The 24,723-nt window shown below is 72.4% G+C and carries 23 protein-coding genes; 15 read left to right on the top strand and 8 right to left on the bottom strand.

Features of this window, described 5'->3' with window-relative positions:
• Positions 1 to 25: 25 nt before the first annotated feature.
• Positions 26 to 1,279 carry an MFS transporter gene (locus tag BLV05_RS17560; protein ID WP_160312778.1) on the top strand — a complete coding sequence of 418 codons (1,254 nt, stop codon included), beginning with the start codon at positions 26 to 28 and terminating at the stop codon, positions 1,277 to 1,279.
• Positions 1,280 to 1,290: 11 nt separating this feature from the next.
• Here BLV05_RS17560 and cpt read toward each other — a convergent pair whose 3' ends face one another.
• Together cpt and gcvT are read right to left on the bottom strand one after the other, a co-directional pair.
• A complete protein-coding gene (cpt, locus tag BLV05_RS17555; RefSeq protein ID WP_063932602.1) occupies positions 1,291 to 1,824 on the bottom strand; it encodes a chloramphenicol phosphotransferase CPT in 534 nt (177 codons plus the stop codon).
• 7 nt (positions 1,825 to 1,831) lie between these two features.
• Positions 1,832 to 2,938, bottom strand: a complete 1,107-nt coding sequence (gcvT, locus tag BLV05_RS17550; RefSeq protein ID WP_046770647.1) for a glycine cleavage system aminomethyltransferase GcvT — start codon at positions 2,936 to 2,938, stop codon at positions 1,832 to 1,834.
• A gap of 144 nt (positions 2,939 to 3,082) precedes the next feature.
• Here gcvT and BLV05_RS17545 point away from each other — a divergent pair, with 144 nt between their 5' ends.
• Together BLV05_RS17545 and BLV05_RS17540 are read left to right on the top strand one after the other, a co-directional pair.
• On the top strand, positions 3,083 to 3,844 hold the full coding sequence (locus BLV05_RS17545; protein ID WP_046770648.1) for a metallophosphoesterase family protein: 762 nt from the start codon (positions 3,083 to 3,085) through the stop codon (positions 3,842 to 3,844).
• A 42-nt stretch (positions 3,845 to 3,886) separates the two neighbouring features.
• On the top strand, positions 3,887 to 5,386 hold the full coding sequence (locus BLV05_RS17540) for a leucyl aminopeptidase (RefSeq protein ID WP_046770649.1): 1,500 nt from the start codon (positions 3,887 to 3,889) through the stop codon (positions 5,384 to 5,386).
• Positions 5,387 to 5,417: 31 nt separating this feature from the next.
• Here BLV05_RS17540 and BLV05_RS17535 read toward each other — a convergent pair whose 3' ends face one another.
• Positions 5,418 to 5,741, bottom strand: coding sequence for a hypothetical protein (locus tag BLV05_RS17535; RefSeq protein WP_046770650.1), 324 nt, complete (start codon positions 5,739 to 5,741; stop codon positions 5,418 to 5,420).
• Positions 5,742 to 5,904: 163 nt separating this feature from the next.
• Here BLV05_RS17535 and lpdA point away from each other — a divergent pair, with 163 nt between their 5' ends.
• The 3 genes from lpdA (at position 5,905) to BLV05_RS17520 (ending at position 10,096) form a co-directional block, all read left to right on the top strand.
• Positions 5,905 to 7,287 carry a dihydrolipoyl dehydrogenase gene (gene lpdA / locus BLV05_RS17530; RefSeq protein WP_046770651.1) on the top strand — a complete coding sequence of 461 codons (1,383 nt, stop codon included), beginning with the start codon at positions 5,905 to 5,907 and terminating at the stop codon, positions 7,285 to 7,287.
• A 68-nt stretch (positions 7,288 to 7,355) separates the two neighbouring features.
• The gene (gene sucB, locus BLV05_RS17525; RefSeq protein WP_046770652.1) at positions 7,356 to 9,200 is read left to right on the top strand and encodes a 2-oxoglutarate dehydrogenase, E2 component, dihydrolipoamide succinyltransferase; all 1,845 of its coding nucleotides are present in this window, start codon (positions 7,356 to 7,358) and stop codon (positions 9,198 to 9,200) included.
• A gap of 5 nt (positions 9,201 to 9,205) precedes the next feature.
• Positions 9,206 to 10,096, top strand: a complete 891-nt coding sequence (locus BLV05_RS17520; protein WP_046770653.1) for a TIGR01777 family oxidoreductase — start codon at positions 9,206 to 9,208, stop codon at positions 10,094 to 10,096.
• A gap of 491 nt (positions 10,097 to 10,587) precedes the next feature.
• On the opposite strand, the gene BLV05_RS17515 is transcribed toward BLV05_RS17520, so the two are convergent.
• Positions 10,588 to 12,459: a serine/threonine protein kinase gene (locus BLV05_RS17515; protein WP_046770654.1), complete on the bottom strand. Its 1,872-nt coding sequence runs from the start codon at positions 12,457 to 12,459 to the stop codon at positions 10,588 to 10,590.
• A gap of 128 nt (positions 12,460 to 12,587) precedes the next feature.
• On the opposite strand from BLV05_RS17515, the gene BLV05_RS17510 reads away from it, so the two are divergent.
• Positions 12,588 to 13,106 carry a DedA family protein gene (locus BLV05_RS17510; RefSeq protein WP_046770655.1) on the top strand — a complete coding sequence of 173 codons (519 nt, stop codon included), beginning with the start codon at positions 12,588 to 12,590 and terminating at the stop codon, positions 13,104 to 13,106.
• Complete coding sequence (locus tag BLV05_RS17505) at positions 13,103 to 13,819, top strand: Type 1 glutamine amidotransferase-like domain-containing protein (RefSeq protein WP_046770656.1); 717 nt, start codon at positions 13,103 to 13,105, stop codon at positions 13,817 to 13,819. The genes BLV05_RS17510 and BLV05_RS17505 overlap by 4 nt, the downstream gene beginning before the upstream one ends.
• Positions 13,820 to 13,832: 13 nt before the next feature.
• On the opposite strand, the gene BLV05_RS17500 is transcribed toward BLV05_RS17505, so the two are convergent.
• The gene (locus BLV05_RS17500; protein WP_082155515.1) at positions 13,833 to 15,584 is read right to left on the bottom strand and encodes a BCCT family transporter; all 1,752 of its coding nucleotides are present in this window, start codon (positions 15,582 to 15,584) and stop codon (positions 13,833 to 13,835) included.
• Between the two features lie 83 nt (positions 15,585 to 15,667).
• Positions 15,668 to 16,681: an LLM class flavin-dependent oxidoreductase gene (locus BLV05_RS17495; protein WP_046770657.1), complete on the bottom strand. Its 1,014-nt coding sequence runs from the start codon at positions 16,679 to 16,681 to the stop codon at positions 15,668 to 15,670.
• A gap of 59 nt (positions 16,682 to 16,740) precedes the next feature.
• Between BLV05_RS17495 and lipB the strand changes: the two genes are divergently transcribed.
• From lipB to BLV05_RS17475, 4 genes are read left to right on the top strand one after another with little or no spacing between them, the layout of a single operon-like run.
• Entirely contained in the window at positions 16,741 to 17,391 is a 651-nt protein-coding gene (lipB, locus tag BLV05_RS17490; protein ID WP_046770658.1) for a lipoyl(octanoyl) transferase LipB, read from the top strand.
• A gap of 9 nt (positions 17,392 to 17,400) precedes the next feature.
• On the top strand, positions 17,401 to 18,330 hold the full coding sequence (gene lipA / locus BLV05_RS17485) for a lipoyl synthase (protein WP_046770659.1): 930 nt from the start codon (positions 17,401 to 17,403) through the stop codon (positions 18,328 to 18,330).
• Between the two features lie 57 nt (positions 18,331 to 18,387).
• The gene (locus BLV05_RS17480) at positions 18,388 to 19,086 is read left to right on the top strand and encodes a DUF4191 domain-containing protein (RefSeq protein ID WP_046770660.1); all 699 of its coding nucleotides are present in this window, start codon (positions 18,388 to 18,390) and stop codon (positions 19,084 to 19,086) included.
• Between the two features lie 47 nt (positions 19,087 to 19,133).
• On the top strand, positions 19,134 to 20,426 hold the full coding sequence (locus tag BLV05_RS17475; protein WP_052762769.1) for a serpin family protein: 1,293 nt from the start codon (positions 19,134 to 19,136) through the stop codon (positions 20,424 to 20,426).
• Between the two features lie 4 nt (positions 20,427 to 20,430).
• Here the strand turns inward: BLV05_RS17475 and BLV05_RS17470 are convergent, their stop codons facing one another.
• Complete coding sequence (locus BLV05_RS17470; RefSeq protein ID WP_046770661.1) at positions 20,431 to 20,853, bottom strand: RDD family protein; 423 nt, start codon at positions 20,851 to 20,853, stop codon at positions 20,431 to 20,433.
• Positions 20,854 to 21,054: 201 nt separating this feature from the next.
• On the opposite strand from BLV05_RS17470, the gene glnA reads away from it, so the two are divergent.
• The 3 genes from glnA to BLV05_RS17455 all read left to right on the top strand — a co-directional run bounded on the left by glnA (position 21,055) and on the right by BLV05_RS17455 (position 24,132).
• Positions 21,055 to 22,479: a type I glutamate--ammonia ligase gene (gene glnA, locus BLV05_RS17465; RefSeq protein WP_046770662.1), complete on the top strand. Its 1,425-nt coding sequence runs from the start codon at positions 21,055 to 21,057 to the stop codon at positions 22,477 to 22,479.
• A 181-nt stretch (positions 22,480 to 22,660) separates the two neighbouring features.
• Positions 22,661 to 23,179 carry a hypothetical protein gene (locus BLV05_RS17460; protein WP_046770663.1) on the top strand — a complete coding sequence of 173 codons (519 nt, stop codon included), beginning with the start codon at positions 22,661 to 22,663 and terminating at the stop codon, positions 23,177 to 23,179.
• Positions 23,173 to 24,132, top strand: coding sequence for a hypothetical protein (locus tag BLV05_RS17455; protein ID WP_046770664.1), 960 nt, complete (start codon positions 23,173 to 23,175; stop codon positions 24,130 to 24,132). The genes BLV05_RS17460 and BLV05_RS17455 overlap by 7 nt, the downstream gene beginning before the upstream one ends.
• Before the next feature lie 21 nt (positions 24,133 to 24,153).
• On the opposite strand, the gene BLV05_RS17450 is transcribed toward BLV05_RS17455, so the two are convergent.
• Positions 24,154 to 24,651: a nucleoside deaminase gene (locus BLV05_RS17450; RefSeq protein WP_046770712.1), complete on the bottom strand. Its 498-nt coding sequence runs from the start codon at positions 24,649 to 24,651 to the stop codon at positions 24,154 to 24,156.
• Positions 24,652 to 24,723 lie beyond the last annotated feature (72 nt).

The raw sequence follows: 24,723 nt of genomic DNA, 5'->3' as shown, positions 1-24,723 counted from the left end.
TCGCGGGGGGCGGGAGTTCATCGACGTGGGTAGTTCAGCGCCCGCAAGGCGCCAGCGCCTGCTCAGCGACCCGGACGTCTTCCGGTACGTTGCGGCGCGCATCGTTTCGTTGACCGGCTCGGCGGTGACGTTCATCGCCATGCCGGTCCTCATCTACGGCATCACCGCCTCGGCCACGTGGACGTCGCTGGTGGTCGTCGCCGAGGCCCTGCCGTACCTCGTGTTCGGCCTGGTCGCCGGCGCGATGGCCGACCATGTCAACCGGCGCCTGATGATGGTCGGCGCCGACCTGCTGGCGGCGTTGTCGCTGGCCACCGTCCCGATCGCGTTCTGGTTCGATGCGCTGACCGCCGGTCACGTGCTGGTCGCGGCGTTCGTCGTGGGCACCATCTACGTCTTCTTCGACGCCGCCAACCAGGGCGCGCTGCCCAGTCTGGTCGGCAGGGAGCGGCTGCCGTCGGCGAACGCGCTGGTGGCCGGCGGGAGCACGGTCGCCGAGACCGTGGTGCCGATGCTGGCCGGCGCGCTCATCGTCGTCATCTCCCCCGCGTCGATCATCGCCATCGATGTGCTGACGTTCCTCGCGTCGGCGCTGCTCATCCGCAGCATCGTCCGGCCGCTGTCCGGCAAGCGGGACCGCGCGAGCACGATGCGGCTGTCGGCCGTGGCCGAGGGCACCCGGTTCATCCTGCGGCACGAGATCATCCGGGTGATGATCGTCATCGGGGTCCTGGTGGCGTTCAGCGCCGGCTCACTGATGGCCATCCTCGTCGTCTGGGCCGACCGCTCGCTGGGCGTCCAGGAGGGCGACTGGCGGCTGGGCCTGCTGTTCGGCGCGTGGGGCATCGGCGCCGTCGTCGGCAGCATCCTGATGCCACGGCTCATGCACCGTTTCGGCGGGGCGCGGTCGGCGCTGCTCGTGCTGCCGTTCGCGGCCCTCGCCGGGGTCGCCGTCGCACTGGCGGAGAGCTGGGTGACCGGCGCGCTGGCGATCGCCGGCTGGTCGCTGATGTACCTCGTCATCGCGACCATCTCGGTGACGCTGCGCCAGCAGGTGACGCCGGAGCCGCTGATGAGCCGCGTCATGACGGCCGGGCGCATGGCCACCTTCGGCGTCGGCTACCCGCTGGGCGCGGTCGCCGCCGGAGCGCTGGCCGGCACCGTCGACACCGACGTGGCGGTCATGGTGTGCCAGCTGTCGCTGGTCGTCGCCGCGATCGTCGGCTGGCTCTCGCCGCTGCGGACGGCGCCGCGGCGGCTGGAGGTCGCCGAGGGCTGACGGCGGCGCCGTCAGGCAGCGCGCGCGGCGATGACGCGCGCGCACGCCATGGCCTCGGTGTGCGTGGTGTCGACCTCGAGGTCGTAGGCGACGCCGCGGTGCACCAGCTCGGCCTGGGTCGCCGCCATGCCGGCAACGCGGTCGCCACGGGCGAGCTCGCGGTCCGCCGCCACCGCCGCGTCGCAGCGCACGCCGACCCAGAGCACCCGCAGGCCGTCGAGCCGGACGCGCCACTCCTGCTGCGAGTCCGCGCCGCCCAGGAACACGTCGTCGACGACGATCCGCGCGCCGGCCCGGGCCATCGCGGCGACGCCGGTGATCCAGGCGCCCTGCAGCTCGCGGAACGCCGGCCCGACGCCGATCTCGGCGCCGGAGCCGAACGTGATGCCGTCGCCGGGCGTCCGCAGCGCCGGCGGCATCGCGTCGACCAGCACGTCGACGCCCACCGCCAGCCACGGGTCGGGCAGCACGGCCTGCAGGCAGCGGACGATGCCGGACTTCCCCGAGCTCGAGCCGCCGTTCAGCACGATCACCTGGGCGGACACCGGCGGGTCAGCCCTCCTTCGTCGACGGCTGGACGAACGGCGGCCGCACGACCTCGAACGCCTCGGCCCGGCCGCGCACGTCGACCTGCACCTCGGTGCCCTCGGCGATGTCGGGCGGCAGCAGCGCCAGGCCGATGCCCTGCTTGAGCGTCGGCGAGAACGTCCCCGACGTGACGGTGCCGGCGGGCGCGCCGCCGGCCGTCACCGTCATGCCCGGACGCGGGATGCCCCGGCCGCGCGCCTTGAGGCCCTGCAGCCGGCGGGCCGGGCCGGCCGCCTTCTCCGCCACCAGCGCGTCGCGGCCCCAGAACGCCGGCTTGGACCAGCCGACCGCCCAGCCGGCCCGCGCCTGCACCGGCGAGATGTCCAGCGAGAGGTCCTGGCCGTGCAGTGGGTAGCCCATCTCGGTGCGCAGCGTGTCGCGGGCGCCCAGGCCGGCCGGCGCGATGTCGTACGGCTCGCCGGCCGCCAGCAGCGCGTCCCACACCGTCCCGGCGTCGTCCCACGGAACCAGCAGCTCGTAGCCGCGCTCGCCGGTGTAGCCGGTGCGGCAGACGGTGAGCGCGACGCCGTCGTGCGTGGTCTCGGCGAACGACATGTAGGGGTGCCCCGTGGGCAGGCCGAGCGCCGCCAGCACCTCGTCGCTGTGCGGTCCCTGGACGGCGAGGACGGCGAAGTCGCGGTGCCGGTCGCGCACCTCGACGCCTTCGGGCGCGGCCGCCGCGAGCCGCCGGACCACCTCGGCGTTGTTGGCGGCGTTGGGCACCAGCAGCAGGTCGTCGTCGGCGCGCAGGTACACGATGAGGTCGTCGACCACTCCCCCGGACTCGTCGCAGCACAGCGTGTACTGCGCCTGCCCCGGGCCGATCTTGTCCAGCGCGTTGGTGAGGCACGCGTCGACGAACGCCCGCGCGCCCGGCCCCGTGACCGACGCCTTGCCGAGGTGGCTGACGTCGAACAGCCCGGCCCGCTCGCGCACGGCGGTGTGCTCGTCGACGATGCCGGTGTACTGCAGCGGCATCGACCAGCCGCCGAACTCGGCGAACTTGGCGCCCAGCGCCACGTGGCGGTCGTACAGGGAGGTCCTGGCGAGGTCGTCGGTCGTCACGGCCACACCCTACGGGGCCGACGGCGCGCGGCCGCCCACCAGCCGGCCCGCTCTTGTTGATCTTGGAGTAACCGCGGAGATCCGGCCCGGAATGTCCGATGAATCCCGCGGTTACTCCAAGATCAACGGGCGGGGTGGCACGATCGGGGGATGGTCGCGTCCGTCGCCGTGCTGTCCGACGTCCACGGCGCCCTGCCCGCCCTCGAAGCCGTCCTCGCCGAGCCGGACGTCAGAGCCGCCGAGCGGATCGTGCTGACCGGCGACATCGCTGCCGGCCCTCTCCCCGTCGAGACGCTGGACCTGCTGGTCTCGCTCGGCGACCGCGTCACCTGGGTGCGCGGCAACGCCGACCGCGAGCTGGTCGCGGTCGCGCGCGGCGGGACGTCCGGCATCGACGTCTCCGACTGGGCCGGGCGGCAGTTGCGGCCGGACCAGGTCGACCTGCTGGCCGCGCTGCCGCACCCCGTCACGCTGGACGTCGACGGCTTCGGGCCGGTGTCGTTCTGCCACGGCACGCCCCGCGACGACGACGAGGTGGTGCTGGTCGACAGCTCGCTGGAGCGGTGGGCCGAGGTGCTGTCGACGGTGCCCGGCGACGTGCGGACGGTTGTCTGCGGCCACACCCACATGCCGTTCCAGCGGCTGGTCGACCGCCGGTTGGTGGTCAACCCGGGCAGCGTCGGCATGCCGTACGGACGGCCTGGCCCGCACTGGGCGCTGCTGCGCGACGGCGTCGTGACGCTGCGGCGCACGGCGGTCGACCCGGACGCCCTGGCCGACGCCGTCGTCGCGGCGAGCGCTTACCCCGGCGCGCGAGCGTGGGCGGACGCGTACGCGCGCACCGTCCACTCCGACGCCGAGGCGCTGACGGTGTTCGCACCGCGAGACGGCAGGACGGTGACCCGGCGGTAGCATCGGGCGGAATCGTCTGAAACGAGCGACGTCAGGAGAACCGTGACCAGCATTGCCCTGTCCTCCGCCGCCCCGACCGGCCTCAAGGTAGACGCCGTCGTCGTGGGTGTGGCCCCGGGCGACGGCGACGTCGTCCTGCTGCCGGGCAGCGAAACCCTCGACAAGGCCCTGAAGGGCTCGCTGGCGCGGCTGCTCGGGCAGCTCGGCGCCACCGGGAAGGCCGACGAGGTCACGAAGCTGCCGGCGATGGGCGCCGCGAAGGCCGGCCTGCTGGTCGCCGTCGGGACCGGACCGCTCGCCGAGGCCGGCACGCCGGCGCGGCACGAGTCGCTGCGCCGCGCCGCCGGGGCCGCCGCCCGCGCCCTGGCCGGCCAGCAGTCAGCGGCCGTCGCGCTGCCGGTGCTCGACGAGGCCGACGCCGCCGCCGTCGCCGAGGGCATCGCGCTCGGCGCCTACACGTTCGACCAGTACAAGAGCGGCGACCCGACCACGCCGGTCGAGTCGGTCACGCTGATCGGCCCCGGCGTCAAGGCCAAGGGCGTCAAGGAGGCCGTCACCCGCGCCGAGACCGTCGCCGCCGCCGTCAACCGCGCCCGCGACTGGGTCAACATCCCGCCGCGCGACCTCACCCCGGCCACGTTCGCCGACGCCGCCACCAAGCTGGCCAGGAGCGCGAAGCTCGACATCGAGGTGCTCGACGAGAAGGCGCTGGCCAAGGGCGGCTACGGCGGCCTCATCGGCGTCGGCCAGGGCTCGGCCAACCCGCCGCGGCTGGTCCGCGTCGCCTACCGCCCGTCCCGGGCGAAGAAGCATGTCGCGTTCGTCGGCAAGGGCATCACGTTCGACTCCGGCGGCCTGTCGCTCAAGCCGGCCGACAGCATGGTGGAGATGAAGAGCGACATGAGCGGCGCCGCTGCCGTCGTCGCCGCCGTGCACGCCATCGCCCAGCTCGGCACCAAGGTCGCCGTCACGGCGTACGCCGCCATGGCCGAGAACATGCCGTCGGGCAGCGCCCAGCGCCCGTCCGACGTCATCACGATCTACGGCGGCAAGACCGTCGAGGTGCTCAACACCGACGCCGAGGGCCGCCTGGTGCTGGCCGACGGCATCGTCCGCGCCGCCGAGGACGAGCCCGACCTCATCATCGACGTCGCGACGCTGACCGGCGCGGCCGTCGTCGCGCTGGGCAAGCGGGTGTCCGGCATCATGGCCAACGACGACGACCTCGGCGCGAAGATCCACGACGTCGCAGGCCGGTCCGGCGAGGCCATGTGGCCGCTGCCGCTGCCGGTGGAGCTGCGCGAGAAGCTCGACTCCCCCATCGCCGACATCGCCAACATCGGCGACCGCTGGGGCGGCGCGCTGCAGGCCGGGCTGTTCCTGCAGGAGTTCGTCGCCGACGGCATCGGCTGGGCGCACCTCGACATCGCCGGGCCGGCGTTCAGCGACAAGGCGCACGGCTACACCCCGAAGGGCGGCACCGGCGCGGCCGTCCGCACGCTGGTGCGGCTGGTCGAGGACGTCGCCGACGGCGCCCTCTGACGGCTTCTTCCAGGACGGCGGTCGTGCGCGCTCAGGCGCCGCGGCCGCCGTTCTTGCGGTTCCAGTCGCGCATGCGCTGCGGGTAGCCGACCACCTGCGCGTCGTAGGCCGGGATGCCGAGCTTGCGGGCCAGCCCGTGCGCCGCGGCGGCGTCGCGGACGCGGCGGCGGGTCCACTCGCCGTCGTGCGCGACGAAGACGACGGTGGTGGCGGTCATGGTCGTCGGCGGCTCGACGAACGCCTCGACGCCGCGGCGGGTCCGGGCGAACTCCTCGAGGTGCTTGACGTCGGCGGAGTCGGCAGCGCGGTCCAAGCTGCCTTCGGCGCTCTTCCGCCGTCGCCGGAACAACCCCATCGTTCGACCTCCGAGTCCGTCCGCCTGGTGGAATCCAGGACCGTATCGCGACACTACCTGCTCACAGTGCAACGTCCCGGTCCGGTGAATGGTGTCGGAACAGCGAATGGAAGGATGCTGTTGACGCTGAAAACGACCTGACGACACATCGAGGAGCACCACCGTGGCCGACACTGCCGGTTTCGACGTCATCATCCTGGGCGGCGGGAGCGGCGGCTACGCCGCGGCGTTCCGCGCCAGCGAGCTGGGCATGAACGTCGCGCTGATCGAGAAGGACAAAGTCGGCGGCACCTGCCTGCACTACGGCTGCATCCCCACCAAGGCGCTGCTGCACGCCGCCGAGGTCGCTGACAACTCCCGCGAGAGCGAGCAGTTCGGCGTCAAGACCTCGTTCGAGGGCATCGACATGCCGGGCGTCAACTCCTACAAGGACGGCATCGTCGCGCGGCTGTACAAGGGCCTGCAGGGCCTGGTGAAGGCGAACAAGGTGACGTTCATCGAGGGCGAGGGCAAGCTGGTCGCGCCCAACGCCGTCGAGGTCGCCGGCGCCCGCTACGAAGGCCGCAACATCATCCTGGCCACGGGGTCGCGGTCCCGCTCGCTGCCCGGGCTGGAGATCGACGGCACCCGCGTCATCAGCAGCTACGAGGCGCTGACGCTGGACCGCGTGCCGTCGTCGGCGGTCGTGCTGGGCGGCGGCGTCATCGGCGTCGAGTTCGCCAGCGTGTGGCGCTCGTTCGGCGCCGACGTCACCATCGTCGAGGCGCTGCCCCGGCTGGTCCCGGCCGAGGACGAGGCGTCGTCCAAGGTGGTCGAGCGGACCTTCCGCAAGCGCGGCATCGGCTTCAAGACCGGCGTCCGGTTCGCCGGCGTCGAGACCCGCGACGGCGGCGTCACCGTGTCGCTGGAGAACGGCGAGAAGATCGAGGCCGAGGTGCTGCTGGTCGCCGTCGGACGCGGCCCGGTCACCGAGGGTCTGGGGTACGAGGAGAACGGCGTCACGCTCGACCGCGGCTTCGTCGTCACCGACGAGCGGCTGCGCACCGGCGTGCCGAACGTCTACGCCGTCGGCGACATCGTCCCCGGCCTGCAACTGGCCCACCGCGGCTTCGCGCACGGCATCTTCGTCGCCGAGGAGATCGCCGGGCTCAACCCGGTCCCCGTCGACGACCTCGGCATCCCCAAGGTCACCTACTGCGACCCCGAGGTCGCCTCCGTCGGCCTCACCGAGGCGCAGGCCAAGGAGCGGCTGGGCGACGACAAGGTCGTGACCCTCGAGTACAACCTCGCCGGCAACGGCAAGAGCCAGATCCTGCGCACCCAGGGCCACGCCAAGCTGGTCCGCGAGAAGGACGGTCCGGTCATCGGTGTGCACCTGGTGGGCGCCCGGGTCGGCGAGCTCATCGCCGAGGCGCAGCTCATCTACAACTGGGAGGCGCTGCCCGACGAGGTGGCCCAGCTCGTCCACCCGCACCCGACGCAGAGCGAGGCGCTGGGCGAGGCGCACATGGCGCTGGCCGGCAAGCCGTTGCACGTCCACGGCTGACCTGCCGGGGCATAAGCTTGCCTCGGCCTTGTAGCGACGACCGTACGTAGGACTCGAGAGGACAGACGATGGCAACCTCCGTCACCTTGCCCGCACTCGGCGAGAGCGTCACCGAGGGCACAGTGACCCGCTGGCTCAAGCAGCCGGGTGACACGGTCGCCGTCGACGAGCCGCTGCTCGAGATCTCCACCGACAAGGTCGACACCGAGATCCCGTCGCCGGTCGCCGGCACGCTGCTCGAGATCAAGGTCGCCGAGGACGAGACGGTCGAGGTCGGCGCCGAGCTGGCGGTCATCGGCGAGTCGGGCGAGTCCACGGGTGACGGCGGCAGCGGCGACCAGGCGGCCGCTCCGGCCGAGGAGGCCGCGCCCGCCGAGGAGGCCGCCCCGGCTGAGCAGGCCGCGCCCGCCGAGGAGGCACCGGCTGCCGAGGCTCCGGCCGAGGAGGAGGCACCGGCTGCCGAGGCTCCGGCCGCCGCGGAGGCACCTGCCGCCGAGGCCGCTCCGGCCGCGTCCGCCAACGGCGCGGGCGGCGAGAGCACGCCGATCACGCTGCCGGCGCTGGGCGAGAGCGTCACCGAGGGCACGGTCACCCGCTGGCTCAAGCAGCCGGGCGACACCGTCGCCGTCGACGAGCCGCTGCTCGAGATCTCCACCGACAAGGTCGACACCGAGATCCCGTCGCCGGTCGCCGGCACGCTGCTCGAGATCAAGGTCGCCGAGGACGAGACCGTCGAGGTCGGCGCGGTGCTCGCGCTGGTCGGCGTCGCGGGTGGCGCGCCCGCGGCCCAGCCGGCCGCCGCCGCACCGGCGCCCGCACCGGCTCAGGAGGCTCCGGCCGCGGCCCCCGCACCGGCCGCGACGCCCACGCCCGCCGCCGTCCCCCAGGCGCCGCAGACCGCGGGCCCGCAGGCGACCGCCACCCAGGCGCCGCCGGCGCCGGCCGCGCCCGCCGCGGCGCCGTCCGGCAACGGCACCCCGTACGTCACCCCGCTGGTCCGCAAGCTCGCCGCCGAGCACGGCGTCGACCTCGGCACCGTCCAGGGCAGCGGCATCGGCGGCCGGGTCCGCAAGCAGGACGTGCTCGCCGCGGCCGAGGCCGCCAAGGCCGCCGCCGCGCAGCCGGCCCCGTCCGCGGCCGCTCCGGCCGCCCAGCCGGCCGCGGCGCCCGAGTCGGTCGAGCCGTCGCCGCTGCGGGGCACCACCGAGAAGCTGACCCGCATGCGCAAGGTCATCGCCAAGCGCGTGCACGAGTCGCTGCAAGAGACCGCGCAGCTCACCAGCGTCGTCGAGATCGACATCACGACGCTGGCCCGGCTGCGCGACCGCCTCAAGGCCGACTTCGCCCAGCGCGAGGGCGTGAAGCTGTCGTTCCTGCCGTTCTTCGCGAAGGCCGCGGTCGAGGCGCTCAAGCAGCACCCCAAGATCAACGCCTCGATCGACGTCGAGAAGGGCGAGGTCACCTACCACGACCGCGAGAACCTCGTCATCGCCGTCGACACCGAGGCGGGCCTGCTGGTGCCCGTCGTCAAGGACGCCGGCGACCTCAACATCGCCGGGCTGGCGCGCAAGATCGCCGAGGTGGCCGAGAAGGCGCGCACCGGCAAGCTGACGCCTGACGAGATCACCGGCGGCACGTTCACGCTGACCAACACCGGCAGCCGCGGCGCGCTGTTCGACACGCCGATCTTCTTCCAGCCGCAGGTCGCGATCCTCGGCACCGGCGCCGTCGTCAAGCGTCCGATGGTCATCGACGACCCCAACCTGGGCGAGACGATCGCCGTCCGGCACATGGTGTACTTCGCGCTGAGCTACGACCACCGGCTGGTCGACGGCGCCGACGCCGCCCGGTTCCTGACGACGGTGAAGAAGCGGCTCGAGGGCGGCCGGTTCGAGGCCGACCTCGGCCTCTAGCCCCCGTGCGGGTCGCGGTTGCGGGGTCGAGCGGTTTCATCGGCACGGCGCTGGTCGCCGGGCTGCGCTCCGCCGGTCACGATGTCGTGCGGCTGGTCCGGCACGCCCCGGCCGCGCCGAACGAGGCGCAGTGGGACCCCGAGCAGGGCCGGGTCCCCCTCGCCCGTCTCGTTGGTGTCGAGGCCGTGGTGCACCTGGGCGGGATCAACGTCGGCTCGCACCGCTGGACCCGCCGGTTCAAGAAGCGACTGCACCACAGCCGCATCCGCTCGACGACGGTGCTTGCGTCGGCCCTGACCGGCCTGGCCGCCCGGCCGCGCGTGTTCGTCAGCGCCTCCGCGATGGGCTACTACGGCCCCGACCGCGGCCGCGAGCTCCTCGACGAGGAGTCCGGCCCCGGCGACGGCTTCCTCGCCGGCCTGTGCCAGGACTGGGAGCACGCCGCCGCCCCCGCCCGCGCCGCCGACATCGCCGTCTGCCATCCGCGCTTCGGCCTCGTGATCGGGCCGGGTGGCGGGGCGCTGAAGCCGCTGCTGCCGCTGTTCCGCCTCGGCCTGGGCGGCCACTTCGGCAACGGCGAGCAGTTCTGGAGCCCTGTCTCGCTGAGCGACACGGTGCGGGCGTTACGGTTCCTCATCGAGCAGCACGGCTGCGTGGGCCCGTACAACGTGTCCTGTCCGGCGCCGGTGTCGAATGGCGAGTTCAGCCGGTTACTGGCCGACGAGCTGCATCGGCCGAGGCTGCTCCCGGTGCCCGGATTCGCCCTCCAGATCGCCATCGGCCAGGCATCGTCGGAGCTGCTCGGCAGCCTGCGGATGGTACCCACCCGGCTCAGTGAGGCCGGTTTCCGGTTCGAGCACCCAGATGCGCGGTCAGTGATCAAGTCCGCCCTCTGAGGAGTTGCGCCAGCCCCCTGCTGCTTCCATTGTCGGGGGGCCGCCCCAAAGATGGGCCCGGCTCTGCCCCCGCTTGAGGGCTCGCTCCGCTGGCCCTCGCCCTTCCTGGGTGGCGTTCCGGCGACCGACTCCGCTGTTGGTCACCCTCCGCTGGCCGCCTGCGGGGGATCTTCACCCGCCGCAGGTGCACCTCACCCGCCAGAAGTACCGCACCAGGCCCCGAACCGATCCCAGTACGGTCCCCAGGCGAGTGAGGTGCACCCCAAGCGAGCGAGGTGCCCCACCAGCCCGCCGGAGAGCGCTCACCCACACCTCGTTCCATGATCATCAAAGAAACGGTGCGCCCCGACGCCCCGAAACTTTGATGATCATGGAACGGGTGGGGCCAGAGGCGGCCAGCGGAGAGCGAACAGACAGCGGGCCCGAAAGCCTGGCCACTTTCCGGAAGGCCCCCTGATGCTGTGAGAACGAGGGCGCGGCGGCCCGACTGACTAGCCGAACCGCCAGGAGCTCGTGCCGTCCTCGTTGGCGACCGCGATGAGGTCCGCCTCCCAGGTCTGCTCCTCGAACCCTTCCATCTCCTGCTCCACCTCGCCGTCGTCGTGGACGAGCGTGTAGGGCGGGGTCCGCTGGGTGATCGTCACCGTCGCCCGGCCGCCCTCCAGGGTCACGAGCTCGGCGTTGACCACCTCGAAGATCAGCCCTTCGGTGTGGACGCCGGCGTCGTCGTAGTCCTGGAGCAGCTCGGCGTCCTCGGTGAGGGTGGGGTTGGTCGGGGCGTGCACCTGGCAGAGCAGCTCGGGCTCGCTCTCCTCGAACGCCTGCGCCCGCAGCGTGTACAGCCGCTGCACCTCCTGGGTCCAGTCGGTGACGGTGGGCGGCGGGACGGTGGGCGCGGGCTGCGGGCCGCCGCAGAGGTCGGTCGACGCCGCGGACTGGTCGGGGCTGGAGCCGCTGCCCGGGCCGTCGGTCGGCGTGTCGTCGCCGAAGATGCGCCAGCCGACGATGCCCACGCCCGCGACCAGCAGCAACGCCACCAGGGTGCTGACGATCCAGAGGCGGTCCTTGCGTTTCGGTGCGCCGGTGTCCTCGTCGTCGTGGACGGGGGGCGGGGCGCCGCGGCCGCCGCCGCGCCGGGACTCCTTCGCCGCCGGTGGAGGCGCCGCCGCCGCTTCGGCCGCACGACGGTTCGGGCGGCGGGCGGAGCGCTGGTCGGGGCGGCGTTCGTCGGGCAGCACGCCGCCGGGGACGGGGACGTTGACGCCGTCGTCGATGCCGCCGCGCGAGGGGCCAGCGGGCGGCGGCTCGTCGCTCCGGCCGCTCTGGCCGCGCCGGCCGCGTCGCGGGCTGCGGATCGGGCCGGTGGGCGCCGTCGGGCTGGCGCCCGCCCCGCCCGGCACCGTCGTGCCGGCACCCGCGCCGCCGGCCAGGCCGCCCACGGCCCCCGACGCCAGCGCCTCGGGCGACTCGCGCTGGTCGGCGGACTCGGAACGACGACGGGCCCGGCGGCCGGTGGCGGTCGAGCGGCGCATGAAGGCCGCGACGTCGTCGTCGGCGCTCATGACGGGGGCGTCCAGGACGGGCCGCATGGTGCCGGTCGTCGCGTGGTTCTCCTCGAGGACGAGCTCGACCGGCGCGGGGTCGGCCACGGCGAAGAAGACGTTGCCGATGCTGCTGACCGGGGGGCGCCGGTTGGGCACCGGGTCGAGCGCGCTGGCCAGCAGCGCCTGGGTGGCCGGCGCGACGGCGGGCAGCGCCAGCCGCATGGACGGCAGGTACCCCGTCAGTGCCACCACCGCGGCCGTGACCAGCCCGTACACGTCGGCCGGGGGGCCTGGCGGCGACCCGGCCTGGACCTCCGGCGGCACCGGACGCGCCCGCTGGCCGACCCGCAGCGGGACACCGGTCTGCACCAGGCCGACGCCGGCGACCATGGGCCGGCCGTCGAGGCTGAAGACGATGTCGTCGAGGGTGAGGTCGCCGTGGACGATGCCGCGCCGGTGGATCTCGGCCAGCCCTTCGGCGATCGGCGCGCACGCCGTGACGACCTCGCCGGCCGGCAGCACGCCGCGGGCGCCGATGATGCCGGCCAGGCTGCCGCCCTCGGCCGCGCCCAGGATGACGACGATGCCGGCCGGCCCGTCGACGACGTCGAGGAACGGGATGACGTGGGGGTGGTCGACCGCACGCAGGGCGTGCGCCGCCAGCCGCAGCCGGTCGCGTACCTGGGGGCCCACCTGCCCCACGAGACGCAGGGTGACGGACGCACCGGTCGCGTCCTCTCGCGCGAGGTACATGGCCGACGCGTCGGAGCCGAGGCGGCGGGTAACCGTGTATCCCGCGGGAGTCTCGAGACCCTGCATCCGCTTATCGTTGCAAACCTCGCGCCCGGATGCCGCATCGGCCGTGTCACAGCCTTGTCAGGACACCGATTCCCGGCCCGCGCAGGAGCCCTGCGGGAGCTCGCCGGCCAGTGACTACGATCCCTGACATGGACGCGGTCACGCCGCTCGCCGCACCCGACAGCCCGTTCGGGCTGCCGCTCTGGCTCGGCATCGCCGTGATGTTCGGCATCGTGGTCGCGCGCGCCCAGGCGACCTACTGGCTGGGCCGGGCCGCGGGGACGGGAATCGCGCGGTCGCGCTGGGGCGACCGCCTCGGCCGCGACCGGCTGGCCCGGGCCGAACACGTCGTCGCCCGCTACGGGCCGGTCGCCGTCACGCTGTCGTTCCTGACCATCGGCGTGCAGACGGCGGTCAACGCGGTCGCCGGCGCCACGCGCATGCCGTTCGGCCGCTACCTGGCGGCGATGCTCGTCGGGTCGGCGCTGTGGGCGGTCATCTGGACCGTCGGCGGGCTGAGCGTGCTCTGGGGCGCCGCGACGGTGGCGTCGGCGGCGCCGCTGGCGGCCGCGACGGTGGTGCTCGCGGCGGTCGTGATCGTCGCCCTGATCGTCGGGTACCGTCGGCGGCGCGCCACCCGGCTCGTCCCCGACCAGGAGACCCGATGACCCGCACGCCGACCGTCCTCGCCACCAGCGGCGGGTTCGCCTACGACGCCCGCGGCAACTTCCGCCCGACCGCGCTGGCGCAGTTGGCGCTGCGACTCACCGGCGCTGACCGGCCGAAGCTGTGCTTCCTGGCGACGGCGTCCGGCGACAGCGTGCTCTACGTGCAGCGCACCTACGCCGCGTTCGCCGGCTGGTCGGTCGACGTGTCGCACCTGAGCCTGTTCTCGATGCCGAACGTCGACGACCTGCGGGCGCACGTGCTGGCGCAGGACGTGCTGTGGGTCGGCGGCGGCTCGGTGGCCGGGCTGCTGGCGATGTGGCGCCTGCACGGCCTGGACGACGTCATGCGCGAGGCCTGGGCGGCCGGCGTCGTCCTGGCCGGGGTGTCGGCCGGATCGATCTGCTGGCACGTCGGCGGCCCCACCGACTCGTTCGGCCCGGAACTGCGCGCCGTCACCGACGGGCTGGCGCTGCTGCCGTATGGCAACGGCGTCCACTACGACTCCGAGGAGCAGCGCCGCCCGGTGCTGCACCGCATGGTCGCGAGCGGCGAGTTGCCCGCGTCGCTCGCCACCGACGACGGCGCCGGCGTGCTGTACCGCGGGACCGAGCCGGCCGGCGTCTACGCCGAGCGCGACGACGCGCAGGGCTACCTGGTCGAGGCGTCCGGCGGGGAGGCCAAGGAGACCGTCCTGCCCACCGAACGCCTCTGACCACGCGGCCGGCTCAGCGCCGCCGGACGGGCTCTTGCTCGGGCTCGGCCACGCCGTCGCCGGGCGTGCTGCCCACCTGCAGGTGGAACTCGCCGTCGTACTGCTCGGTGCCGTAGTCGACCGCCCGCTCGACCACCTCGACGCCGCGGTCCTCGCGCACCATCATCGGATCGCTGCGCAGGTCCTTCGCCAGCGCCACGCAGATGCCGACCATCACCAGCATGAACGGCGCACCGGCCAGGATGGTGATGTTCTCCAGGCCCTCCAACGCGGTCGCGCCGCCCTCGCCGATCATCAGCATGATCGCGGCCACGGCGCCCATGAGCAGCCCCCAGAAGACGACGACCCGCTTCGACGGCGCGATCGACCCGCGCTGCGACAACGTGCCGGTGACGATCGACGCGGCGTCGGCGCCCGACACGAAGAAGATCGCCACCAGCAGCATGACCAGCACGCTCGCGATCGTCGTCAGCGGCAGCTGTTGCAGCACCGAGAACAGCTGTTCCTCCTGGCCGGCCGGACTCTCCGCGGTCCCGGCGAGGTCCGCGCCGTCGCGTTGCAGGTCGATGGCGGTGCCGCCGAAGATGGAGAACCAGACCACGCTGACGACGCTCGGCACCAGCAGGACACCGACGACGAACTGGCGGATCGTGCGGCCGCGGCTGATCCGGGCGATGAACATCCCGACGAACGGCGTCCACGACATCCACCACGCCCAGTAGAAGATCGTCCAGCCCGACACCCACTCCTGCATCGCCTCGCCGCCGCTGGCCTCCGTCCGGGCGGCCATCTCGGCGAGGTCGGCGAAGTAGTCGCCGATCGCCGTCGGGATCAGGTTGAGGACGAAGATCGTCGGGCCGGCGACGAAGACGAAGAACGCCAGTACGAAGGCCAGCACCATGTTGGTGTTCGACAGCCACTGGATGCCGCGCTCGATGCCCGACACCGCCGAGGCCACGAACGCGAACGTCAGGACCGCGATGACGGCCACCAGCAGGCCGGTGCTGACGTCGTCCAGCCAGCCGATCTCCTGCAGCCCGCTGCCGATCTGCAGGGCGCCGAGGCCCAGCGACGCGGCCGTCCCGAACACCGTCGCGAAGATCGCGAAGACGTTGATCGCCCGGCCGAAGCCGCCCTCGACCCGGCGCCGGCCGAGCAGCGGCGTGAACACCGAGCTGATCAGCTGGCTGCGGCCGCGCCGGAAGGTGCCGTAGGCGATCGCCAGGCCGACGACGGCGTAGATGGCCCACGGGTGCAGGGTCCAGTGGAACAGGGTCGTCGCCATGGCGGTGTTCATCGCCTCGATGCTCTCCGGCTCACCGGTGCCCGGCACGGGGTCGGTGGTGAAGAACGTCAGCGGCTCGTTCACGCCGAAGAACATCAGCCCGATGCCCATTCCGGCGCTGAACATCATCGCGACCCAGGACGACGTGCGGAACTCGGGCCGCTCGTCGTCGGCGCCGAGCGGGATGCGTCCGTACCGGCTGAACGCCACCCACAGGACGAAGACGACGAACCCGGTGGCCGTCAGCGCGAACGCCCAGCCGGCGTTGTGCGTCACCCAGGTCAGGGCCTCCGACGAGGCGCTGGACAACGAGTCGGTGTCGACGAACCCCCAGATCACGAACGCGAACACGATGGCGCCGGCGGTGCCGAGGACCACCTTGTCGGTCGGCCGTCTCTCCTCGGCGGCGATGGCGTCTGAACCGGGTGCCTGAACACCCGATCGATGGGCCTCTGTCGTCGTTCCTCGTTCACCAGTCACGTCGCGTCGCGTACCCCTGATGGGCACTACTCCCCTCTTCACCCACAGTGATGACGCTTTTCAACGTAACGGCGAAGCGACCGTCAGGGCAGCAGACCCGCCAGCAGGTCGTACGAACGCAGCCGCTCGGCGTGCGGCGAGACCGTCGTGACGACCATCAGCTCGTCGGCCGCGGTGCGGTCCAGCAGCGATTCCAACTCGCGGCGGACGGTGTCCGGCCCGCCCGCGATCTGGCCGCCGAGGAACGGCGCCAGCAGCTCCTCCTCGGCCGGGGCGAACTCGTGCGCCGCGGCCTCCTCCGGCGTCGGCAGCGGACCGGGCCGCCCCGACCGCAGCCGCAGCATCGACAGCTTCATCGGCCCGGCCAGCCAGCGCGCGTGCTCGTCGGACTCGGCCAGCACGACGCTGACCGCGACCATCGCGTACGGCGCCGCGTGCTCGGCCGACGGCTGGAACCCGTCGCGGTACAGCTGCAGCGCCGGGACGGTGTTGACGGAGCTGAAGTGGTGGGCGAACGAGAACGGCAGCCCGAGCGCCGCGGCGGCCCGGGCGCTGTAGTCGCTGGATCCGAGCAGCCAGACCGGCACGTGCGCCCCGCGTCCCGGCGTCGCGGTGATGGCGGCGTATGGGTGCTCGTCCGGCCACTCCCCCGAGAAGAACGCCCGGACCTGGGCCAGGTGCTGCGGGAACTCCTCGACCAGCCGCGGGTCGCTGCTGCCGCGCAGCGCGTGCGCCGTCAGCCCGTCGGTGCCCGGCGCCCGGCCGATGCCGAGGTCGATGCGGCCCGGGTGCAGCGCCTCGAGCGTGCCGAACTGCTCGGCGACCACCAGCGGCATGTGGTTGGGCAGCATCACCCCGCCCGACCCGACCCGGATGGACGACGTCGCCGCGGCCACCGCCCCGATGAGGATCGGCGGCGAGGAGCTGGCGATGCCCGGCATGTTGTGGTGCTCGGCCAGCCAGTAGCGCCGGAAGCCCAGGTCATCGACGTACCGGGCCAGCTCGAGCGTCTGCGCCAGCGCCGTCGACGGCGTCGACCCGGTCACCACCGGCGCGAGGTCGAGAACGGACAGGGGTGTTCCTCTGAAGTTGGCCACGACAGGTGCCAACCGCGCGGTTGCCGCGAGCCTTCCCGGCGGGCGTAGGCTCGACGTTCGTGGGCGAGCTACGGATCATCCGGCACGAAGGCCACGTGCCGTATCAAGATGCCTGGGACGAGCAGCGCCGGCTGCACGCCGCAAGGGTGGCCGGCGACATCGGCGACACCGTCGTCCTGCTGGAACACGAGGCGGTCTACACGGCGGGCAAGCGCACGACGCCCGACGAGCGGCCGCTGCTGGATGCCGGCGCGCCGGTCATCGACGTCGACCGCGGCGGCAAGATCACCTGGCACGGCCCGGGGCAGCTCACCGGCTACCCGATCCTCAAGCTGCCCGAGCCGTACGACGTCATCGGCTACGTCCGCCGCGTCGAGCAGCTGATGCTCGACGTCTGCCAGGACGTCGGCGTCGCCGCGGTGCGCGTCGACGGCCGCAGCGGCGTGTGGATCCAGCCCGGCGACGGCGCCCCCGACCGCAAGCTGGGCGCCGTCGGGCTGCGCGTCGCCCGGGGCGTCACCATGCACGGTTTCGCGCTGAACTGCGACAACGACCTCGGCTGGTACGACCGCATCATCGCCTGCGGCATCAGCGACGCCGGCACCACGACGCTGTCCCGAGAGCTGGGCCGCCGGGTCACCGTCGCCGAGGTGCTCCCGTATGTCGAACGTCACCTCGACGAGCTCCTGGCGCTGCAGCCGCAGACGTAGGGTGGAGAGGTGACTGTCGCGCCGGAGGGACGTCGGCTGCTGCGCCTCGAGGTGCGCAACGCCGAGACGCCGATCGAGAAGAAGCCTTCCTGGATCAAGACGAAGGCGACCATGGGCCCGGAGTACCGCGAGCTGCAGTCGCTGGTGAAACGCGAGGGCCTGCACACGGTCTGCCAGGAGGCCGGCTGTCCCAACATCTTCGAGTGCTGGGAAGACCGCGAGGCGACCTTCCTCATCGGCGGCGACCACTGCACCCGCCGGTGCGACTTCTGCCTCATCGACACCGGCAAGCCCGACGACCTCGACCGCGACGAGCCGCGCCGGGTCGCCGAGTCGGTCCAGGCCATGGGGCTGCGCTACGCCACGGTCACCGGCGTCACCCGCGACGACCTCCCCGACGAGGGCGCCTGGCTGTACGCCGAGACCATCCGCGAGATCCACAAGTTCAACCCGAACACCGGCGTCGAGATCCTCACGCCGGACTTCTCCGGCAAGGCCGACCTCCTGCAGCAGGTGTTCGACGCCCAGCCGCAGGTGTTCGCGCACAACGTCGAGACCGTGCCGCGCATCTTCAAGCGCATCCGCCCGGCGTTCCGGTACGAGCGCTCGCTCGACGTCATCTCGATCGCCCGCGCCGCCGGCATGATCACCAAGTCCAACCTCATCCTCGGCATGGGCGAGACCCGCGAGGAGATCTCCCAGGCGCTCGTCGACCTGCACGGCGCCGGCTGCGACCTCATCACCATCACGCAGTACCTGCGCCCGTCCGTGCGCCACCACCCGATCGAGCGGTGGGTCAAGCCCGAGGAGTTCGTCGAGCTGCAGGCCGAGGCCGAGGAGATCGGTTTCGCCGGCGTCATGTCCGGGCCGCTGGTGCGCTCGTCGTACCGCGCCGGACGGCTCTACCGGCAGGCCATGGAGGCTCGCGCCGCCCGCTGACGACGCTGGTCGGAGCGCGTTACTACTCACACGCGCGCGAGTTGTAACGTTCTCCCCATGGCACGCAATGACGACGAGGGTCCCGAGAAGACCGGGCGCATCGCGCAGATCCGGCAGACGTACAAGATGGCTCGGCGGTCCGACCGCTGGGTCGGCTGGATCACCCTGGGCATCCTGCTCGGCGTCATCGGGCTCTCGGTCGTCGTCGGCATCTTCGTCGGGCCGCTGTGGCTGTGGATCATCGTGGGCCTGCCCATCGCGCTGCTGGGCGCCGCCATCGTCTTCGGGCGGCGGGCCGAGCGGGCCGCGTACGGTCAGATCGAGGGGCAACCCGGCGCCGCCGCGGCCGCCCTGGGGACGCTGCGCCGCGGCTGGGACACCACCCCGATGGTCGGCGCCAACCGCTACCAGGACGTCGTCCACCGCGCCGTCGGCCGGCCGGGCATCGTGCTGATCGGCGAGGGCACGTCCGCCGGCCGGGTCGCCAACCTGCTCGCGCAGGAGAAGAAGCGGCACGCCCGGGTCGCGCCGGAGATGCCGGTCGTCGAGGTCATCGTCGGCCGCGAGGACGGCCAGGTCCCGCTCCAGCGGCTCACCCGGCACCTCAACAAGCTGCCGAAGAACATCCGCCCGGCCGAGGTGACAGAGCTGCGGGCGCGGCTGCGCGCGCTGGGCAGCACGCCCATCGGCATCCCGAAGGGGCCGCTGCCCAAGGGCGCACGCATCCCGCGCGGCACCCAGCTGCCGGGCCGCTGAGCCGGGCGCCGGCCGAACCGGCTCGCGGCGCGGCGCGTCTCATCACCATGCCTCAACGATCGTGGACCGGCCTGCCCGTACGTGCCCTGCTCGTCGCCGCTGTCGTCGTCGCGGCCTCGGGCTGCGGCGGCGACGAGGCGGACGTGGCCCGCTCGGAGGCGTCGCGCGAGGACGCGACGCCGGCCGACGCACAGGCCGCCGGCGAGATCGTCCGCACCCTGGCCACGAACCTGTACACGCCCCTGGCCGGCGCCGGCGACGGCAACCTCGTCTACTCGCCGGCCAGCATCGCCGTCGCGCTGGGGATGCTGCGCGCGGGCGCGACCGGCGCGTCGGCCGACCAGCTCGACGCGCTCCTCGGCACGACCGGCCCGGACCAGCTGCACCCGGCGTTGAACGCGCTCGAGCAGGCCCTGGCCACCCGCTCGGGTGAACGCGAGAACGCCGACGGCGAGGAGGCCGACGTGGCGCTGTCGTCGGCCAACTCGCTCTGGGCGCAGGACGGCGCGCAGTGGGAGGCGCCGTTCCTGGACACGCTGGCCCGCTTCTACGACGCCGGCGTGCGCCAGGTCGACTTCGCCGACGCCGCGGACGCACGCGACTCCATCAACGGCTGGGTGGCCGACAACACCGAGGACAAGATCGCCGAGCTGATCCCGCCCGACGCGCTCAGCGAGGCCACGAAGCTGGTGCTCGTCAACGCGCTCTACGCGAAGGCGCCGTGGGACGCCGTGTTCCACGACGTGGGTGAGCGCGACTTCACCACGATCGGCGGCGAGCTGCTGCAGGCCCCGGCGATGAGCCTGGCGACGACCTTCCCCTACCAGGCCGGCGACGGGTGGCAGGCGGTGACCATCCCCTATGCGGGCCGCGAGCTGGCGATGACGCTGCTGGTCCCCGACGCGGGCGCGTTCGCGGCCGTCGAAGGGCGCCTCGACGGCGAGCTGCTCGGCACAGTGCTCAGTAACGCGCAGACCGCCCAGGTCGACCTCCAGCTGCCGATGTTCGACCTGCGCACCGCCACGACCCTCTCCGACACGTTGGCCACCCTCGGCGTGACCGCGCCGTTCGACCCGTCGACCACCGACTTCGCCCCGATGAGCACGGACCCCGACGTCGTCCCGCTGACCGTGAGCGAGGTCCGGCACGAGGCGACCATCACCGTCGACGAGGAAGGCACCGAGGCGGCCGCCGCGACCTCCGTCGAGATGGAGACCGGCTCCGCGCCCGCGGACGGCCCGGTCGAGCTGACCGTCGACCGCCCGTTCGTCTTCGTGCTGCACGACGTCGAGACCGCCACGCCGCTGTTCGTCGGGCGGGTCACCGACCCCGCGGCCTGACCGCTCAGCGGGCGTTGACGACCACGGTGTTCGACGCGAGGTCGTGCAGGCCGCGGCCGTCGCGGGTGAACACCAGCGGCGGGATGATCAGCGCGATCATCAACGTCCGCACCGCCGCCATGACCGGGCTGATGCGCCGTCCGCCCAGGTGAGCGACCCGCAGCCCGACGAGTAGCTGACCCAGGCTGCCGCCGGCCAGCGTCGTCGACACCACGACCAGCAGGTACCAGCAGATCAGCGGCAACCAGAACACGTCGCTCTGCGCGTCCCACACGCCGGAGTTGCCGCCGGTGACGATGAACGCGACCAGGTTGCCGGCCAGCCAGTCCAGCAGCAGCGCCGCGATGCGACGTCCCCAGCCGCCGGCCGAGCCGGGGCCGTGGTCGGGCAGCTGGAGGTCGGACGAGGTCGGCCGGTCGGAGCTCACCCTGCGAGCCTAGAGCCTGGCCGACACCCGGCGGCGACCGGATCGGCGCACCGTCCCACATCGCACGTAACACTGGTGAAACACTCGGGACACCGACGGGAAATCCCAGGAATCTAGCGTCCGGGCCACGAGGGTAATACGGTCAACGCCGACCGTCGACGGATGCGGAGACTGCGCCGCCGAGGCGCGAAGGAGATGCGGATGTTCACCAACCCGGACGAGCTGCTCAAGTTCGTCAAGGACGAGGGCGTCGAGTTCATCGACGTTCGCTTCTGCGACCTGCCAGGCGTCATGCAGCATTTCAACGTGCCGGCCTCGGCCTTCGACGCCGCCGCCATCGCCGAGGGCCTGATGTTCGACGGCTCCTCGATCCGCGGCTTCCAGGCCATCCACGAGTCCGACATGAAGCTGATGGCCGACCCCGCCACGGCGTTCGTCGACCCGTTCCGCAAGGCCAAGACCCTCGCGCTGAACTTCTCCATCGTCGACCCCTTCACCGGTGAGCCGTACAGCCGCGACCCGCGCAACATCGCGACGAAGGCCGAGGCGTACCTCGCCAGCTCGGGCATCGCCGACACCGTCTACTTCGGGCCCGAGGCCGAGTTCTACGTCTTCGACGACGTCCGCTTCGAGACCAAGCAGAACGCCGGCTACTACCACATCGACTCCATCGAGGGCGCCTGGAACACCGGCCGCGTCGAGGAGGGTGGCAACCGCGGCTACAAGACGCGGTACAAGGGCGGCTACTTCCCCGTCCCGCCGGTCGACCACTACGCCGACCTGCGCGACTCGATGGTGCTGGCGCTGACCGAGGTCGGCATCCCGGTCGAGCGGGCCCATCACGAGGTCGGCACCGCCGGCCAGGCCGAGATCAACTATCGGTTCGACTCCCTCAAGCACGCCGGCGACCGCCTGATGCTGTTCAAGTACATCATCAAGAACGTCGCCTGGGAGGCCGGCAAGACGGCCACGTTCATGCCGAAGCCGCTGTTCGGCGACAACGGCTCGGGCATGCACTGCCACCAGTCGCTCTGGAAGAACGGCGACCCGCTGTTCTACGACGAGCTGGGCTACGGCGGCCTGTCCGACATGGCCCGCTGGTACATCGGCGGCCTCATCAAGCACGCCAACTCGCTGCTGGCGTGGACCAACCCGACGGTGAACTCGTACCACCGCCTGGTCCCGGGCTTCGAGGCGCCGGTGAACCTCGTCTACTCGCAGCGCAACCGGTCCGCGGCGGTCCGCATCCCCGTCACCGGCACGTCGCCGAAGGCCAAGCGCATCGAGTTCCGCGTCCCGGACCCGTCCAGCAACCCCTACCTCGCCTTCTCCGCCATGCTCATGGCCGGCGTCGACGGCATCCGCAACAAGATCGAGCCGCCGGAGCCGGTCGACAAGGACCTCTACGAGTTGCCGCCCGAGGAGCACGCCAACATCGCGACCGTCCCCGCGTCGCTCGGCGAGGCCCTCGACGCCCTCGAGGGCGACCACGACTACCTCCTCGAGGGCGGCGTCTTCACCGACGACCTCGTCGAGACGTGGATCGACTGGAAGCGCGTCAACGAGATCGACCCGATCCGTCTGCGTCCCCACCCGCACGAGTTCGAGCTCTACTTCGACATCTAGACGTCGGTCTGCAGGGCACACCCCTGACGGGAGCCGTTGGTCGCCTGCCTCGAGGCGCGGCCAACGGCTCCTCTTTGCTTTGCGCCGTGCTGGTCCCACCCAGTAGGCTGCGCCCGGCACGGGCACCGTCAACGAGCGATACTGAGAGGCAAGCGAGTTGTCGCATTCGAGGATCGGTGTCGTGGTGGGTCTCGCGCTTGCTGTCGGTCTGGGTGGCTGTTCGGGTGGCGACGAGCCCGCCGGCCTCGAGACGACGCCGCCACCGGCTACGACGGCCGCCACCACCCCGCCCAGCACCGACGAGCAGGACGCCGCGGCGATCCGCGAGGTCTACACCGGCTACTGGGGCGCTCTGATCGACTCGGAGAACGGGCCCGACCCCGACCCCGCGCTGTTCGACGGCATCGCCACCGGTGCCGTGGTCGAGGAGCAGATGGCCCGGGTGGCGAACATGGTCGACGAGCAACAGCGCCGCATCGGCGAGCCGGAGATCGGCGAGGTCCAGGTCAGCGTCGACGGCGACGACGCCACCGCCGAGGCCTGCGTCGACCAGCGACCCTGGGGCGTCGTCGTGCAGGAGCAGACCCAGCCGCCGCTCGAGGTCGCGCCCGGACCCGTCGGCGTCCGGCTGCAGCGCGAGGGAGACGGGTGGCTGATCGTGGCGCGGATACCGGTAGCGGAGGCGACAATCTCATGCTGACACCAGGGAAGTATGCGCGGCTGGCCGTGGCGCTGTTCGGCCTGGTGCTGAGCCTGCTGGTCGGCGGCAGCGCCGCCCAGGCGGCGCCCGCCTCGGCCGCGGCCGACGCCCAGCCGCGAGCCGACTGCACGGTGCCGCCCGGTTGGACCGAGTCGTACGTGAACGAGAACGGCGACCTCGTGACCGTCACTCATTGCCCCGGTGGCGATGAGGGTGGCGATGAGGGTGGCGGGGACGAAGGCGGCGGCAACGAAGGCGGCGGGAGCCAGGAGCCCTCCTGCGAGTTCGTCGACCTCTACAACGAGTACTGTGACGGCCCGAACCCGTGCTGGATGAACGTCCCGGCTGCCATCGAGGACCATCCGGACCTGCCTCAGCCCAAGCCGTCGCCGGACTCGATCCCCGTCTACTGGCGCTGCCGCAACCCCGACGACTCCTATTACGACGGCTACGAATGGCTCGAGAACATGCCCGTCGAGGTCGAACCACCGCTCGAGCAGCAGGCCATGACCGCGTACGGCCTGCTGGTGGTGCCCGACTTCACGCTGGCGTTCAACCCGCCCGAGCAGGCCTACGTCAACCTCGACACGTGGTGGTGGGCCGACGGCATCGACGACGAGGAGCTGGTGGGCAGCTCCGCGTTCGGCGTCGTGGCCATCGCCACCCCCGACCACCTCGAGGTGCAGCCCGGCGACGGCTCCGCCGCCTTCGACTGCGACTGGGTGACGGCCGAGTCCGAGACCTGCAACTACAGCTACGCGCGGGCGTCGATCTCGGGCACGGTCAGCGTCGACGGCAAGCCGGCCTACGACGCGCAGGCCCGGCTGGTCTACACGGTCCGGTTCGAGAACGGCGGTGCGCCGCTCGTCCTGCCCGGGCTGCCGACCGAGCTGACCGGTGACTGGCAGAACACGCCGGTGCCGGTCGCGGAGATCCAGTCGATCGTCGAGTGACCGGCCGGGTCGTCGAGCACCCTACGCTCGGCGCCCGGCGGCGCGCTCGTGGATGGCGCGCATGCGCTGGTCGAACGGCGGCACCGGCCCGACCACCTCGAGGCCCGGCACGACGGCGGTGATGGGGAGGACGCTGACCGGCGCTGCCGGCAGCCCCCACTCGGCCCGCCAGCCGGCCAGCTGCGCGCTCGACGCGGCGAAGACGATGCGGCCGAGGCCGACCCAGCCGTGCGCGGCCGCACACATCGGGCAGTGCTCCCCCGACGTGTAGACGGTCGCGCCGGCGCGGTCTGCGGCGGGCAGGTTCCGAGCGGCCCACTGCGCCAGCGCCAGCTCCGGATGCGCGGTCGGGTCCGCGGTGGTCGTCTCGTGGTTGTGGTCCTCTGCCAGAACGGTGCCGTTGCGATCGACCAGCACCGACCCGAACGGGCCGTCACCGGCCGCGAGCGCGGCCTCGGCCAACTCGACACACCGCTCCAGGTGAGCGGCGTCAGCGGGGTTTGCGTCAACGTGCGTCATCGTGAAGGATCCTAGTTCGAGTTCGTCTCCGAAGTGGTCGCCGCGCACTCGACAACCTTTGTCACCTGAAGC

Source organism: Jiangella alkaliphila, assembly GCF_900105925.1.
In the GTDB taxonomy this organism is placed as follows: Bacteria; Actinomycetota; Actinomycetes; order Jiangellales; family Jiangellaceae; genus Jiangella; species Jiangella alkaliphila.
This window is presented reverse-complemented; position numbering and strand designations above follow the sequence as displayed.

Coding starts and splice junctions, on each gene's coding strand:
- BLV05_RS17450 (WP_046770712.1), bottom strand. CDS start 24,651: ATGACGCACGTTGACGCAAACCCCGCTGACGCCGCTCACCTGGAGCGG.
- sucB (WP_046770652.1), top strand. CDS start 7,356: ATGGCAACCTCCGTCACCTTGCCCGCACTCGGCGAGAGCGTCACCGAG.
- BLV05_RS17475 (WP_052762769.1), top strand. CDS start 19,134: ATGCCTCAACGATCGTGGACCGGCCTGCCCGTACGTGCCCTGCTCGTC.
- glnA (WP_046770662.1), top strand. CDS start 21,055: ATGTTCACCAACCCGGACGAGCTGCTCAAGTTCGTCAAGGACGAGGGC.
- BLV05_RS17505 (WP_046770656.1), top strand. CDS start 13,103: ATGACCCGCACGCCGACCGTCCTCGCCACCAGCGGCGGGTTCGCCTAC.
- BLV05_RS17535 (WP_046770650.1), bottom strand. CDS start 5,741: ATGGGGTTGTTCCGGCGACGGCGGAAGAGCGCCGAAGGCAGCTTGGAC.
- BLV05_RS17455 (WP_046770664.1), top strand. CDS start 23,173: ATGCTGACACCAGGGAAGTATGCGCGGCTGGCCGTGGCGCTGTTCGGC.
- BLV05_RS17545 (WP_046770648.1), top strand. CDS start 3,083: ATGGTCGCGTCCGTCGCCGTGCTGTCCGACGTCCACGGCGCCCTGCCC.
- BLV05_RS17480 (WP_046770660.1), top strand. CDS start 18,388: ATGGCACGCAATGACGACGAGGGTCCCGAGAAGACCGGGCGCATCGCG.
- BLV05_RS17510 (WP_046770655.1), top strand. CDS start 12,588: ATGGACGCGGTCACGCCGCTCGCCGCACCCGACAGCCCGTTCGGGCTG.
- BLV05_RS17515 (WP_046770654.1), bottom strand. CDS start 12,459: ATGCAGGGTCTCGAGACTCCCGCGGGATACACGGTTACCCGCCGCCTC.